The organism is Providencia sp. Je.9.19, assembly GCF_051129765.1.
GTDB lineage: Bacteria > Pseudomonadota > Gammaproteobacteria > Enterobacterales > Enterobacteriaceae > Providencia.
Genome location: NZ_JBCPSS010000001.1, coordinates 524,357 through 540,289, shown reverse-complemented (window position 1 = coordinate 540,289; position 15,933 = coordinate 524,357). Strand labels below are relative to the sequence as shown.

11 protein-coding genes are annotated in these 15,933 nt (G+C 38.5%); 7 read left to right on the top strand and 4 right to left on the bottom strand.

The features are described 5' to 3' along the window. Positions 1 to 21: 21 nt before the first annotated feature. Positions 22 to 1,317, bottom strand: coding sequence for an NtaA/DmoA family FMN-dependent monooxygenase (locus AAZR93_RS02630; protein ID WP_434718889.1), 1,296 nt, complete (start codon positions 1,315 to 1,317; stop codon positions 22 to 24). Between the two features lie 114 nt (positions 1,318 to 1,431). On the opposite strand from AAZR93_RS02630, the gene fepB reads away from it, so the two are divergent. The 5 genes from fepB to AAZR93_RS02605 all read left to right on the top strand — a co-directional run bounded on the left by fepB (position 1,432) and on the right by AAZR93_RS02605 (position 7,577). Beyond that, positions 1,432 to 2,385: a Fe2+-enterobactin ABC transporter substrate-binding protein gene (gene fepB, locus AAZR93_RS02625; protein ID WP_434718888.1), complete on the top strand. Its 954-nt coding sequence runs from the start codon at positions 1,432 to 1,434 to the stop codon at positions 2,383 to 2,385. A gap of 11 nt (positions 2,386 to 2,396) precedes the next feature. Next, positions 2,397 to 3,404 (top strand): FecCD family ABC transporter permease, encoded by a 1,008-nt coding sequence (locus AAZR93_RS02620; protein ID WP_434718887.1) that lies wholly within the window; start codon positions 2,397 to 2,399, stop codon positions 3,402 to 3,404. Next, entirely contained in the window at positions 3,401 to 4,462 is a 1,062-nt protein-coding gene (locus tag AAZR93_RS02615) for a FecCD family ABC transporter permease (RefSeq protein ID WP_434718886.1), read from the top strand. Before AAZR93_RS02620 ends, AAZR93_RS02615 begins: the two co-directional genes overlap by 4 nt. A 159-nt stretch (positions 4,463 to 4,621) precedes the next feature. Next, positions 4,622 to 6,703 (top strand): TonB-dependent receptor, encoded by a 2,082-nt coding sequence (locus AAZR93_RS02610; RefSeq protein ID WP_434718885.1) that lies wholly within the window; start codon positions 4,622 to 4,624, stop codon positions 6,701 to 6,703. Positions 6,704 to 6,797: 94 nt separating this feature from the next. Then, positions 6,798 to 7,577, top strand: a complete 780-nt coding sequence (locus tag AAZR93_RS02605; RefSeq protein ID WP_294103457.1) for an ABC transporter ATP-binding protein — start codon at positions 6,798 to 6,800, stop codon at positions 7,575 to 7,577. Between the two features lie 123 nt (positions 7,578 to 7,700). Here AAZR93_RS02605 and zwf read toward each other — a convergent pair whose 3' ends face one another. Continuing rightward, positions 7,701 to 9,176, bottom strand: a complete 1,476-nt coding sequence (gene zwf, locus AAZR93_RS02600; protein ID WP_434718884.1) for a glucose-6-phosphate dehydrogenase — start codon at positions 9,174 to 9,176, stop codon at positions 7,701 to 7,703. A gap of 578 nt (positions 9,177 to 9,754) precedes the next feature. On the opposite strand from zwf, the gene AAZR93_RS02595 reads away from it, so the two are divergent. Beyond that, positions 9,755 to 10,600 carry a MurR/RpiR family transcriptional regulator gene (locus tag AAZR93_RS02595; protein ID WP_336428991.1) on the top strand — a complete coding sequence of 282 codons (846 nt, stop codon included), beginning with the start codon at positions 9,755 to 9,757 and terminating at the stop codon, positions 10,598 to 10,600. Positions 10,601 to 10,800: 200 nt separating this feature from the next. Further along, positions 10,801 to 12,243 (top strand): pyruvate kinase, encoded by a 1,443-nt coding sequence (gene pyk / locus AAZR93_RS02590; RefSeq protein WP_294103451.1) that lies wholly within the window; start codon positions 10,801 to 10,803, stop codon positions 12,241 to 12,243. 137 nt (positions 12,244 to 12,380) lie between these two features. On the opposite strand, the gene AAZR93_RS02585 is transcribed toward pyk, so the two are convergent. Together AAZR93_RS02585 and AAZR93_RS02580 are read right to left on the bottom strand one after the other, a co-directional pair. Next, the gene (locus AAZR93_RS02585; RefSeq protein WP_434718883.1) at positions 12,381 to 13,421 is read right to left on the bottom strand and encodes a fimbrial protein; all 1,041 of its coding nucleotides are present in this window, start codon (positions 13,419 to 13,421) and stop codon (positions 12,381 to 12,383) included. A 9-nt stretch (positions 13,422 to 13,430) separates the two neighbouring features. Further along, a complete protein-coding gene (locus AAZR93_RS02580) occupies positions 13,431 to 15,932 on the bottom strand; it encodes a fimbria/pilus outer membrane usher protein (RefSeq protein ID WP_434718882.1) in 2,502 nt (833 codons plus the stop codon). Position 15,933 lies beyond the last annotated feature (1 nt).

Here is a 15,933-nt window from a genome sequence, read left to right as displayed (position 1 = left end):
GCTGTTAGCATAAATAAGTGGTTAACCTCGTAACCTTTCCCATAACGATTGTTCTTGGTAATCCTGTCGGAAGAGTCCTTTTTCTTGTAATTTCGGAATCACTTGCTCCAGAAATAAATTTAATGATTGCTCTGAACCACAAGGTAATGCAATAAAACCATCGCAAGCTTGGCAAGCGCTCCAATTTTCAATTTCATTAACCATGTCATCTACAGTACCAATAATACGCCAATGGGCGGAACCATTTACTTCTGGAGAGGCCAATAACGCCTTAACCGTGGGTTGATTACGACAAATAAACCGCCGCAATAACTGCGCATGTGTTTGGCTATATGATGAATTAAAATCCGTCTGGATCATCGCTTCGGTTACAATGGTATCGAGGGATAACGACGATAAATTAATACCAATTAATGACTCTATATAGCGAAATTGTCTGTTGAAGTCAGGTGTCGTATGCTGCTGTTCAAAACACTGATATGCTTCTTCACGTGTCGCCGCTATATAAAAACTTAAACCAGGTAATACTCTTATACTATTTACATCTCGCCCCATTTGTTGCGCTCGCTCTCTAATATCACGGCGAAATTCAATGGCAGAATCAATATCGGGGGTTGCGGCAAAAATACCGTCTGCAGTAGAAGCGGCAAAGTCTCGCCCCGCCTCTGATGCTCCAGCTTGAAAATAAGGAATTTTAGCGGGATAGGCTGGAATATTTAACGGGCCTTGAACCTCAAAAAAGCACCCTTGATGCTCAATAGGTTTTATTGGTTGTTGAACCCTATCCGCTCTACCCTTATTTTCTAAGCTGCTATGCGGATAACTTTGCCAAAGTGCTTCCAATATTTGCGTAAACTCCTTTGCGATTTCATATCGCTCCTGTGAATCAGGTAAAACTTTTTGACCAAAGTTTTCTTGGCCTTTCAAGGCAGTAACGATATTCCAGCCTATCCGTCCCTGAGTTATCCAGTTTAATGACTGTAATTGTCTAGCTGCTATAAATGGTGGATAAAATAAAGTGGATAGTGTCGAAATAAAACCAATATAATCAGTTTCTTGTGCAATAGCGGCTATTAATATCGAAGGGTCTAAACCACCAAAAGCCGGTGATTGATTCAATATATCAATATTTAAAAAAAGTGCATCAGGTCGAAATAGAAAATCTAGTTTTGCAACCTCCGCACGTTTGGCTAGATTCATATAATAAGGTAATGAAAGAATTAGCGCCTTATTTACATCTTGATTTTTCTCGTTCTTAGTCGATAACCAAGTCGGTGATAGCGACAGACCAATACAAAGTGATTTTTGTGTATTCACACGCACATTTCCTATTTTATCCAATCAGTTTGTTGCTAATGATATTAGTTATGATTATCATTGACAATACCATTCGTTGTGTTAATAATTACCCGCTTAATTTGGAAATCTGTCATGCTAAAAACGCTTGCCTGCACTATTTTATTGTTTTTATTTACTCATTTTTCGAGTTACGCGATCTCAAATACCCAAGTTGGTGCCAATAGCCAATCATGGCCTCGCACCTTTACCAGTGTAGACGGTTCCTCTGTCGAAATTAAAACTCAGCCTAAGCGTATCCTATCTGCTTCAGTTTCCATTACAGGAACCTTACTGGCAATTAATGCGCCTGTAGTCGCAAGTTCAACAGCAGCAAATGGTCAGTATTTTGCCCAATGGGATCAACTTGCGAAAGAAAAAGGTATTGAAAAACTTTGGCCCGCAGGCAGCGTTGATTTAGAGATGGCTTACTTAGTCGCACCTGATTTAATCATTGTTTCAATCAATGGTGGTGATACGGTTTATCCACAAGTGGCACAATTTCAACAAATTGCGCCTACAATTGTATTGGATTATGGCAAACAAGGCTGGGAAAGCTTAGCCGTACAATTAGGTCAAGCAACAGGTATGGAGCAACAAGCGGCTGATGTTTTACAACGCTTTAAAACTTTAGTAACTGAAAGTAAAAATAAGCTTAAAATACCTAAAGGTGAGGTTAATATCGTTTCCTACTTTGGCCCCGGTACAGTCAACCCCATTTCATTAACAACCAGCCCTCATGCAATTTTGTTACAACAACTCGGCTTCACCATTGAAAGTGCTAATATCAATTGGCAGCCCAAAGATAAGCCTGTTTCTGACTTTGTTTGGGCACAATACGAACACTTAACTCAATTAACCGCACCAACAACCTTTTTAATGAGAGGAACCGAAAAAGAAGCCGAAACATTTATGGCAGACCCTATCCTTGCAAATGTCATTTCAGTAAAAAATAAACAAGTTTATGGCCTAGGCGTGAATTCATTTCGTGTTGATTATTACAGCGCCCAAGAGATGATTAATGACATTGTCTCGCGTTTTGGTCAGTGAGACTTAAGCCAATGTCTTCCATTAATCGCCAAACAAATTGGGGAGTACGAGGATGTTTTTTACTCTTACTCCTATTTGCCATAATAAGTTTATGTGTAGGCAGTCGTTCTGTGGATATATCAACTACATGGCACGCATTTACGCTTTTTGATCCTCAAGATAGTGAACATCTTCTTGTCCGTTATTTACGATTGCCTCGCACGTTACTCGCTATTGTTATCGGTATTGCTTTAGGTGCTGCGGGGACGTTAATGCAAGCCCTCACCCGTAACCCTCTTGCCGACCCTGGATTATTCGGTATTAATGCAGGTGCAATGGTTGCTATTGTTTCCGTTATTGCACTCACTGGCATCACTGATGTTACCGTATATATGTGGTTTGGTCTGCTCGGCGCATTTTTAGCTGGAATTGCCATCTACCTTCTTGGTGGTATCCGCCAAGGGTTAAATCCTGTAAAAATGGTCTTATCAGGGGTTGCCCTGTCAATAATCTTACTCGCAATTACCCATATGGTGACCGTCAATAGCGATGAACGCGTATTTGACCAATTTAGGCACTGGGTTGTCGGCTCTTTGCAAGGTAGAAGTTTTGAGGTACTTTTCCCGATTTCGATTTTAGTGGGAATAGGCAGTATCCTCGCCTATTCATTAACAAGATCATTAGATATTGTCGCTTTAGGTGATGATTTTAGCCAGACGTTAGGCACAAATCAAAACCGAGTCTGGTTACTTTCAACTACGGCCATTGTATTACTCGCAGGTAGTGCAACCGCAGCGGTTGGCCCTATTAGTTTTTTAGGATTAACGGCTCCCCATTTTGCTCGACGTCTAGTCGGAAGTGAATATCGGCGCATTCTTCCAATGTCGATGTTAATAGGTGCAACACTCATGTTAGCTGCGGATTGCTTAGGGCGGATAATTGGCGCACCGAGTGAAATTAGTGTCGGCATTATGATTTCATTAATTGGTGGACCATTCTTTATCTACCTCGTAAAACGCTGGCGGATCATAACATTATGAAATGTGAAAATAATAAATTGAGTCGGCACAATCGCACCCTAGTTTTGCATTTTCGTTCATTTTCATGGGTTTTCACACCTCGAGATATGTTCATATCTACCATTTTATTCCTATTAATTATGTCATTAAGCTTTTGGGCAATCACGTCAGGAAAGTTCCCTATCAACTTCACGACGTTAATCAGTATCTTTACAGGTGAAGAACACGGAACGATTCAACAAAAAATAGTCATGGATATTCGATTGCCACGTTTATTAACTGCAATCGGTGTTGGTGCAGCCCTTGGTATTTCAGGTGCAATTTTCCAATCTATTTCGCGAAATGTTTTAGGCTCTCCAGATATTATTGGTTTTACCACTGGTGCGGCAACTGGCGCACTACTGCAAATAATTATCTTTAATGGCAGTATTTCCGCTATTGCTTTTTCGACTTTAGCGGGTGGGTTATTAACCGCATTATTGGTGTACTTTCTATCATTTAAAAATGGGGTAATGTCAGGTTATACCTTGATCCTTGTCGGTATTGGTATTGGTGCCATTTTACACGCTTTTAATAGTTTTTTACTTGTTAAGGGTAATATTGATAATGCAACTATTGCCAATTTGTGGCTTGCTGGCTCACTCAATGCCCGAACATGGTTCCATGTATACCCTATTTATATTGGCTTACTGTTATTAATTCCCTTTATTGTTCTATATGCCAAATCGCTCACTTTAATGGAGATGGGGGATGATATGGCACAACAACTAGGCGTGAATGTCCCGAGAGTACGTTGGATGATGATTTTTAGTGCAGTCATACTTGCCTCATTAGCAACGGCTTGTGCAGGACCTATCGCATTTGTGGCACTTGCAGCCCCCCAATTAGTTATCCGGCTAAGCCACTCAGGCAAACTACCGATTATCGGTTCTGCACTGATGGGTGCGTTGTTACTGACCTTTGCCGATACACTTGCTCAGCAATTACCTTTCAATGTCATGATGCCTGTTGGCTTAATGACTGGGATCATTGGAGGAGGCTATTTACTTTGGCTATTAGCACGAACACAGAGGATCTAGTTAATAAAAATAATCCGTCATCATACTAATAATAAGTTAGATATTTTTTAGGGATGTATTTTCAGAATAGTAATCCACTATTCTTTTTAAGACTGGAAATAATAAGGGCAGCTTACAAATCATCTTGTACCATGCTAATAGCATGAAAGGAAAAGATTAATGTCTGGTGTTTTTACTCTATACACAAAAAAAGCAACGATAACAACAATGGTTCAAGCCGCCTTAGTGACAACACTTTGGGCCATACCTCTCACCGTTAGCGCACAAGAGATTGAAAAAGAAACTACCGTTAACGAAAATAAAAAACGTGATAGCCAAGGTGATGTATTAATTGTTACAGGCGAAAAATTAAATAAATCTATTTATGACACAGGTTCTAGTGTCACGGTTTATGATTTTAAACAAATTGAAGCTATTCCAAATGCAGACGTAAATACGCTCTTACAGATGACACCCAATGTTGTTGATACCGGAAATAGTAATGCCCTTCCCGCTATCCGTGGTGTTGATGGTTCTGGCCCAGCACAAGGGGCTATCGCCTTCTTAGGTGGTACCCGCCCTCGTGTCAATTTTTCAGTAGATGGCCGTTCATTTACCTATAATGAGTTTGGTTATGGTGCACAATCACTTTGGGATGTTGATACAGTTGAAATTTTTCGTGACCCACAAAGTTATGTGCAAGGCCGTAATGCGATTGCAGGAGCTATTTTAGTCAAAACACTTGACCCCACGTTTTATTGGGAAGGTGCGGTAAAAGGCGGATTGGGGCAACAAGGCTCACAACAAACGGCGGCGATGGTTTCAGGCCCATTAATTGATGACAAACTGGCATTCCGCTTTACTGTCGAGAAACAAGAACGTGAAAGTTTTACAAAAATGGATAGCTATTCTCCCGCAGGTAACCCCCGCGATATTGAATCAACAACAATCCGTAGTAAGCTTTTATATGAACCTCTTGATATGCCCGAATTTAAAAGTAAGTTAACGTTTAGCCATCTTGATAGTCGGTCGCCACAAAATGAAGCAAAAATGGCCAGTAACTTAGCGCCAGAAGCACCAGCACGTTTCCGCCCCGTTATTGAACGTAAAACTACCAGCGGTATATGGAACACATCATGGGAAACCAATGAAAATATCACACTAGAAAATACGCTAATTTATACCGACTTTACAACTCATCGCTTAACCAAAGCACCAAGCCCACGCGCCGATATTGAAGCAAAAGAATTTGAACTCGAACCCATGGTTCGTTTTAAAACTGACGATGAAATACTCAGTGGAATAGTTGGTTTGCGTTATTTTCACTCAAAACAAGATGAATTTGTGAATTTATTCGGTGGCAGCTATTTCGATGATAAAACCAATACCGCATCAGCTTATAGTTCACTGACTTACACTGTGGTCCCTGAAATTGATATCACATTATCGGGTCGTTTTGAGCGCGAACAACATACACGTAAAGGTGGCAGCTCTACAGTGATGATTGATTTTGATGAAACCTATAATACATTTTTACCTAAAGCTGACTTAGCATGGAAACCTGCAAAAAATCAAACGGTTGGGTTTGCTGTTGGGCGAGGTTATAACGGAGGCGGCGCAGGTGTCACATTAGGAAAACCGATTGTCACTTACGTCTACTCCCCTGAGTATGTATGGAACTATAGCCTCTACGGACGAAACAGTTTGCTTGATAACAAGTTGTCTATTATGACCAACTTATTTTATAACGATTACAAGGATATGCAACTACCTTTCTATCTAGGTCCTGATTCAACAACTATTCGTAATGCGAAAAAAGTAGAAACCTATGGGGCAGAATTAAGTATTGCTTATCAACCTATTGAATCATTAGAACTCAATACGGGAATAGGATTATTAAAAACGAAAATTAAAGATTTTGGCGATAGCGGAATTGAGGGTAAGGAACTTGCTCGTGCACCTAATTACACAGCAAACATAGGGGCAAAATATCAATTAACCGAATCGATTGACGTTAGTGGTAATGTACAGTTCTCTGGCGATTATTTCTCTCAATCGAATAATACCGAGACCTCTAAAGTCGACTCATTTTGGCTTGCTAATCTACAGTTAGGTTATGATTTCAAATGGGGACGTACAACCCTTTACGCACAGAATCTATTTGATTCTGATAAACGTATTCTTATTCCAGATAACAACATTGAAACTGCAATTTATCAGCGCCCTAGAATGCTAGGAGCTACTGTAGAATTACGCTTCTAATCATGATTAATAAAGGTGTTAGATTAACCGGCACCTTTAATATTTGTTTATTTTCAGATTTATTCGTTCTCAAACAAAGATAATAGAATCCCTCATGAATATTAACCGATTACAAACGCACAAATTAAAACTGGGGTATCAAGAAACCACTATTTGCCAAGATATTTCATTAACTATTCCAGATAAACAGGTCACAGTGATTATTGGTCCTAATGGCTGTGGTAAATCGACTTTATTACGCAGTTTATGTCGTTTACTCAAACCATTGGAAGGTCATGTCTCTCTTGATAATTTACCCTTATCTCATTACCCAACTAAAATTCTTGCACGCCAAATTGCGCTACTACCACAAACCATGCAAGCGCCTCCCGGCATTACCGTGATAGATTTAGTGGCGAGAGGTCGTTTTCCTTACCAAGGTCTAATTCACCAATGGAGCCATGAGGATAAGAACGCGGTAGAAAATGCAATGCAAGTGACACAAACCACCGAATATGCAAATAAGCCCGTGGAAGCTTTATCTGGTGGACAACGCCAACGTGTTTGGGTAGCGATGGTATTAGCACAGCAGACAGAAATTCTGTTATTAGATGAGCCTACCACTTATCTCGATATTTCTTATCAAATTGAATTATTAACTATTTTTCAATTATTAAATCAAGAACAAGGGCGCACTATTGTGACAGTGTTGCATGACTTGAATCAAGCTTGTCGCTATGCAGATAATTTAGTTGTGATGTTAAAAGGGCAAATATTTGCTCAAGGGAAACCGCAAGATATTATTAATGAGCAGCTCATTCAACAAGTCTTTAATTTAGCCTGTTTAATCATTCCCGATCCTATTACCGGTACACCAATGGTTGTTCCCCGATAAATATAACCAAACTTTTATTTTTGACATAAAAACACCCCAATATTAAAACCTAATATTGAGGTGTTTTTGAAGGTGCTTTTTTGAGCTATTTGGCTATTTCAACCCTAAAAAGAAGGTGAAATATTACTCAAATTCATTCCAAGAACGACCATCACGAGCGATCATTGCGACAGAGGCAATAGGACCCCATGTCCCCGCTTGATACGGCTTAGGTGGCTCATTATCCATTGCCCAAGCATCCATGATTGAGTCAACCCATTTCCATGCCTCTTCAACTTCATCGCGGCGAACAAACAGCGCTTGAATACCACGCATTGCTTCAAGCAATAAACGCTCATAAGCATCAGCAAGGTGCGTCTGGTTAAAAGTTTCGGAGAAGCTCAAATCGAGTTTTGTGGTTTGCAAGCGGTGCTTATGATCTAGCCCCGGCGCTTTATTCATTATTTCGATATCGATGCCTTCATCTGGCTGTAAACGAATAGTTAGTTTGTTCTGAGGTAAATCTTGATAACTTTCAGAGAAAATGTTCAACGCTGGTTTTTTGAAATAAACAACTACTTCGGAACATTTTGCCGGTAAGCGTTTTCCTGTACGCAGGTAGAATGGAACTCCTGCCCAGCGCCAATCGTCAATATCCACACGTATAGCAACAAATGATTCCGTTGCGCTTTGTTTATTCGCGCCATCTTCATCTAAATAGCCTGGCACTTTTTTACCTTGCACAAAACCACCAGTATATTGTCCACGTACCGCCTTTTCGCGTACGTTAGTGTGGTCAATACGGCGTAATGAACGCAGAACTTTAACTTTTTCATCACGGATACGGTCAGTTGTGAGATCTGCAGGCGGTGACATCGCAATCATGGTCAGAATTTGCAGTAAATGATTTTGCACCATATCACGCATTTGACCCGCTTGATCAAAATAACCCCAACGCCCTTCTATACCAACTTCTTCTGCAACTGTTATCTGGACATGATCAATTGTTCGATTATCCCAGTTATTAATGAATAACGAGTTAGCGAAACGCAATGCTAATAAGTTTAAAACCGTTTCTTTACCAAGATAATGGTCAATACGATAAACTTGGCTTTCATCAAAATATTTTGCAACTTCATTATTGATTTCTTGAGAGGATGCCAAGTTCGTTCCTAATGGTTTTTCCATCACCACGCGGTTTGGCACTTTATTTAACCCTGCATGACCAAGCCCTTGGCATACTGCGCCAAAAGTATTCGGTGGCATAGCAAAATAATGGATTGCAGGCTGACAATCTTGTTTCAGCATCTCAGCCAGACGTACAAAGCTATCCGTTTCGTTAACATCTAAATTACAGAAATCTAAACGCGCACTTAATTTCTCCCAAAGTGCGGTATCAAGTTTCTCTTTTAAAAATTCATCTAATGCATGTTTAACGAATTCGATATAATCGCTCTGGCTCCATTGCGCCCGACCCACACCGATAATACGTGTATCAGGATGGATGTAACCTGCTTTTTCTAGTTGATATAAAGAAGGAAGCAATTTACGACGAGCGAGATCTCCCTTAGTACCGAAAATAATCAAGTCACAAGCTTGAGCAGCTTTATTTACCGCCATATTGGTTCTCCTCAATTTGCGGAATTTAGAGCCTATCCCATTAGGCATAATGTTAATGCTAATTTGAATCTAAATCGCTAAAAAATCAAAGCATACACTGATACATAGCAATCTTTAAGACGACCCAATTTCAATTTAGCGGGTAAAAATAGCCTAATGGGATAGGCTGTTATTGTCATTTTGTTAAAAATTAGCGCTACTTCTTGCTAATGTACCTTTTTGCAAGTGCTCAGTAAATATTGATGATGCAGCTCACAGTTTTTATGCTGAAAAAAACAGCAAATCACTAGGCATTTTTAGTGTCTTTTATCTCTACATTTAATTTATAAGCTAAATAAAATTCACAATTGAAATAAAACAACAAAATATGTAGTGAGTTTACTGATATGAAAATTAGATACTGGTCAAACTTTCACAAAAAATCAGTCATTTATTCCCTATGGCTAGATAACTCACCGCTAACACATAGTATATTTTCATTTATACAGACTGCCTTTAAAACTATAACCAATAATTAGCACAGGATATCGTGATGGCAGAAAAATTTCTCCTTTTGATGAAATAGGCACTTTTGCTATATGAATATTTTAGAACAAATGAAAACCAGTCTTGATTTTTTGAGTAAATCTGAAAAAAAAGTTGCTGAAGTCATTTTAGGTATGCCACAAAAGGCCATTCATCTCAGTATTGCCACCTTGGCACAACTCGCTGAAGTCAGCGAACCTACTGTCAATCGATTTTGCCGTAAAATGGATACCAAGGGCTTTCCTGATTTTAAACTACGTCTAGCGCAAAACTTGGCGAACGGCACACCCTATGTTAATCGGCATATAGAAGAAACCGACACCGTTAACACTTATACGCATAAAATATTCGAATCAGCAATGGCGGGGTTAGATAATGTCAAACACTCGCTTGATATCGGCGCCATCAATAGAGCAGTTGATTTACTAACACAAGCACGCAAAATTAGCTTTTTTGGTTTTGGTGCATCTGCTGCCGTAGCACATGATGCAATGAATAAATTCTTTCGCTTTAATATTCCTGTCATTTATTTTGATGATATTGTGATGCAACGTATGAGCTGTATCAATAGTAGCGAGGGGGATGTTATCGTGCTGATTTCTCATACAGGAAGAACCAAAGCATTAGTGAATATGGCACGTTTAGCGCGTGAAAATGATGCAACAGTCATCGCCATTACCTCAGAAAATTCCCCGCTGTCACAAGAGGCCACACTTTCTATTATCATTGATGTCCCTGAAGATACTGATATGTACATGCCAATGGTCTCTCGTTTAGCACAATTAACTGTGATTGATGTTTTAACGACGGGTTTTACTTTAAGAAGAGGCGAAAAATTTAGAGATAACTTGAAACGCGTCAAAGAAGCATTACGCGATTCGCGGTTTGATAATGCATGAAACAGATAACTGTTCAAATGAAGCTGTTTTCTTCGCTTTTCGGGCTTTAATACTTTTACAGTCCTGATAGCATAAAATAATTAGCAGACTATAATAGCTGTGCTCGTGTCAGCATCACTATTTGCAGTAAACAGGTTTCGAAATGGGGTGAAACGGTTTCATCCTTTTATCAGTACCATTACAGGTCAACGGAGTAATACATGTCTAGACGCCTTAGAAGAACTAAAATTGTTACAACACTAGGTCCAGCTACTGATCGCGATAATAACCTCGAAAAAATCATTAATGCTGGTGCTAATGTTGTTCGCCTTAATTTCTCTCACGGAACTCCAGAAGACCACATTATTCGCGCTAATAAAGTGCGTGAAATCGCCGCTAGATTGGGTCGCCACGTTGCTATTCTCGGTGATTTACAGGGACCAAAAATTCGTGTTTCAACCTTTAAAGATGGTAAGGTTTTCCTCAATATTGGTGACAAATTCACATTAGATGCAAACTTAGGTAAAGGTGAAGGTGACCAACAAAAAGTCGGTATCGACTATAAAGGCCTTCCTGCTGATGTTGTACCTGGTGATATTTTATTACTTGATGATGGCCGCGTTCAATTAAAAGTACGTGAAGTTCAAGGGTTACAAGTCTTCACTGAAGTCACTGTTGGTGGCCAACTATCAAATAATAAAGGCATCAACAAATTAGGTGGTGGTCTTTCTGCTGAAGCATTAACTGAAAAAGATAAAGAAGACATCAAAACAGCCGCAAAAATTAATGTTGATTATTTAGCGGTTTCTTTCCCTCGCTCAGGTGAAGATTTAAACTATGCACGTCGATTAGCGCGTGATGCAGGCTGTGAATGCCAAATTGTCGCAAAAGTTGAGCGAGCAGAAGCGGTTGCTACTGATGAAATCATGGACGAAGTGATCCTTGCATCTGATGTTGTTATGGTTGCCCGTGGCGATTTAGGTGTTGAAATTGGCGATCCTGAGCTTGTCGCAGTACAGAAAAAATTAATCCGCCGTTCACGTCAATTAAACCGTGTTGTGATTACTGCGACACAAATGATGGAATCGATGATTACTAATCCGATGCCAACGCGTGCTGAAGTTATGGACGTTGCTAACGCCGTTTTGGATGGCACAGATGCCGTCATGCTTTCGGCAGAAACTGCTGCAGGTCAATACCCAGCAGAAACCGTAGCAGCAATGGCTCAGGTTTGTTTTGGCGCAGAAAAAATGCCAGGTCTAAATATCTCTAAACACCGCTTAGATGCAGAGTTTAACAGCCCTGAAGATGCGATAGCCATGTCAACTATGTATGCTGCAAACCACCTTAAAGGGGTTAAAGCAATTATTGCAATGACGGAGTCTGGCCGTACAGCACGTATGATGTCACGTATCAGTTCAGGTTTACCTATTTTTGCTATGTCTCGCCACGAAAAAACCTTAAACCAATGTTCACTTTATCGTGGTGTGACCCCTGTATTTTGTAGCACCCATACCGATGGAATTGCAGCTGCAAACGAAGCGGTAACTCGTTTACGTGATAACGGCTATCTAATGACAGGCGACCTTGTACTTGTCACCCAAGGTGACTTGATGGGTACTATCGGTAGTACCAATACCTGCCGCATATTAGAAGTCGAATAAATAAACGAAATAGTAAGCCAATATAACTAATCTAGGGGGGCTAGCAATAGCTCCCCTACTTCTTTTCTTTTTACTGCATTTTTTCTAATCTTGCCCGACTCAAATAAATATTTTTCGATATTTTGAATCTAATCAGTTTAGTGATATTGCATGTTAAACTGCAACGTGCCATTTGCTTTGCCTGACTTCATTATCGACGAGGTTTGAATATAAGACGCTTCAAGTGGAATGCTATATTGTCCAGTATTATTGGATTCTAAAATTGTCATTTGTTGGTTTAATTTAATCGGCTGGTTATTATATTTTATTTGTATCCCATATCCTTTTGCCGTGTGGCTGCCATTAGGATCATTTAATGCGATAGTTCCTGGTGTTTTATTCAAATCCGCAGTACCAATAAAGGTAATTTTAATCGGCGATATAGGGTCGCAATCTAAATTAATTTGAAAGTGACGTTGGCTGTTAGCACTTGTTGAACCAACCCCAAAAAAAGTTGATTTATCCACTTTACCGAACGGAACTGTAATTGTTTTATTAATAATGTCACAGCCACCCGATACCACATTTATAGGTCCCATCCAGATGTTAGGTTCTAGATTTCCATTACTATCTGAAGTAATAAAACCATTATTATATAGCACTAACATAGCAGCTCGTGTGCTTGGTAATATTTGAGTTTGAACGCGATCTCTGATCTTGTAAAATGCAGCTCTTAACGTCACCGAATAATAATTAGAACGACTCATTGTGCCACAAAGAATACGATTACTTAGATTATCATCTTTGGTATTTACACCATCTACGTAAGCGCCACCAGAACAGGGAGAATTAACGCTACCATATAATACAAATCCAATACCTGAGCGATTTATCTCTTTGACATAAGCGCCTCCTAACATTCTTGTATCTGCTCCAACAATAACCGGTAAATAAATGCCAACCTCAGTCATTCCGGTCGCATTCCACCAAACCCAAGGCGTGTATGTTCCTAAATCAACAGAATCTAAATAGCTATTAATCGGTGCCGTTCTTGGTACATAAATAGGTGATAATATAGGTACTGTTCGTGATGTAAATTCAGCACTAAACTTGGATTTAACATTAGCGCTAAATTCTGCATGCGCTAATTGAGAATATATAAAAGCCAATACACAACTAGCAGAACCTAATTTTATCATAACAGCCTCTTATTGACACATTCGCTCAATGAATTGAATTTCACCAATATCTAATGAAAGTGGCACCGATAATCCACACTGTTGTTCATCTTTCGCTCCCCACTTAACAACTATGTGATGCTCTTTAGGAATACCACTTAAATAAACCTCACCATCATTTGCAACGATCCCATTAGTGATGAGCTTTCCATTAGTAAAGACAGATACCAATGAACCAAAGGCAATCAATTTACCTTGATAAGATAATTTCAATAAAATTCGTGCGCCGCGTTTTGCTTCAAAATCTGCAAGCACAATTGCACCTTGTGTAGGTACTATTGTTATCGTATTTTTTCCTACATCATCATTTGCGCTAAGTGTTGCAGTATCTATACTAATTTGATTACGCTCATAACCCGTAACTGACGGAATAACAGCATAACCAAAAATATCGGTATAAAGCGATTGTCCATTATTTATTTTTAGATTGTTAATACCTTTTGCTTTAATTAATACGGCTGCATCATACATAGTACGTCCAGCTGTTAGACCATCCGAGTGAAATAATAATGCCCCTGTAGCCGCTAAATTAACTGAATGATAACGTGGGTCATAATGATAAGCCGCATTATAGTCACCAAACGATACGAAATAATTAATATCCACAGAATTACTGTATTCTTTCCGGTTATGATTATATTTTTGGGAAATATCATATTGGAGATTATTATTTACTAAACTCGTTCCACTCATACTCACAGCACTCATTAAATCACCTTTTTTACTGGTATTGTAATTGTAAGTTAACCAATTATTTTTTTTCGCCAAATCAAAGGGAATATGAAAATTTAAAGAAAGTATTTCGTCATTTGATTTATCGTTATCTTGTTGATGATATGAATAAGAAATACCATAATTTACCCTATTATAATAGCCACTGAAGCTCAGTGTTAAATTTTTATCTATTGCATATTTATCCCAATAATATTGTTGATAGCCATTAAGCGATAAATATCCAATATCAGCGAGAGACTGTGATACTGATAATTGAATTTGTTGTTTTTTTCTTCCACTCTCATAGCCATTATTGTTTGATGTTGAAAAGTCATAATAACTATCGGTTGAATAACGATACGATGCTAATGAAAATGCAGTACCGATTTTCGGTAAGTACTTTGAATAATTCACACGATAAGACTGGCCACTCGCGTTAATATTATTACATAGTTGAGTAGTAGCATGGGTAATATCAGCAGAAATAGCACCAATTCGGCCTAAATTCAGTCCTGATCCGATACTGTAAGCCTGATAATCTTTTGAAATAATAAACCCACCATATAGGGAAACGTTGTAAGGTAGTCCATATAATGCACTAGCTTGTATAAAATTAGGTTTACGCTTAGCGCTGCTAACATTATATTTCCCAATATCAATACTGTACTTTAGTGAGCCAGCTCTTTGCATCATAGGTACAGTAGAAAAAGGCTGTATATAAGAACGTGTTGCACCGTTAGCTTCCTCAATTGTAATGTTTAAATCCCCACTACTTGAAGTTGGGTATAAATCATTAAGTGCAAACTTACCGGGAGGCACTGATGTTTGATAAATAATATGGCCATTTTGCCGAACGACAATTAGCGCATTACTTTGCGCGATCCCCATTATAATTGGCGCAAATCCACGTTGACTTTGCGGTAACATATTTTCATTCGATACAAGTTTAACACCATAATAAGAATGACTTTTCATTATGCCATTGTCAGATGCCGTTTCACCTAAGATTAAATGGCTTTTTATTAATCGAATATCGCGCTCCAAATAGGTTTGCAAATTATGCCAATAGTTTCCATTCATACCATGGCTATAGGTACTATGATTCCGTAATCTCCACTGTTCATAATTTAATCCACTTCTTAAGCCAATAAAAGTATAAGTGCTATTTTGTATAGCGTGATTAAATCTAACTTTATTCCATTTCTTGTCATATCTAATTAAATAGTTAGAAAATAAAGCATTAATTCCATCATTCCATTCTTTATCATCAATATATCCACGACTCACACTTTTCAATCCTATTTGTGGAATAATAATATCTAATCGATTAAGTAAAAAATCATAATGATAGTTAGATCCTAACATTATAGAATCAAAATTATCTATATTTTCATTCATATCCTTTTTACTAAACTCTATACTAGCGAAGTTTTTCACCCCCCAATTAATTAGCATACTTTTAGTAACTTCAGGTCTAAGTTTTTTATTAATATAGTCAGCTTTAAAAATAATCTTTTTATTATCCACTTTCTTTTTATTTAAAAAAACATCAACATAATATGCTCCAGGAAGCTGTCCTCCTACATATGAAAGATACTCTAAGTTATTAATATCAGCCACTCGGCTATCAGTACCTATATTAATAGAATTAATGTCAAATATGTCCTCAGCATTGGTATTATTAGTATGTGAGAAAATACCTATAACAATTATAACTATATAATATATAGTGATGAAATTAAATTTAGATGCCAACATT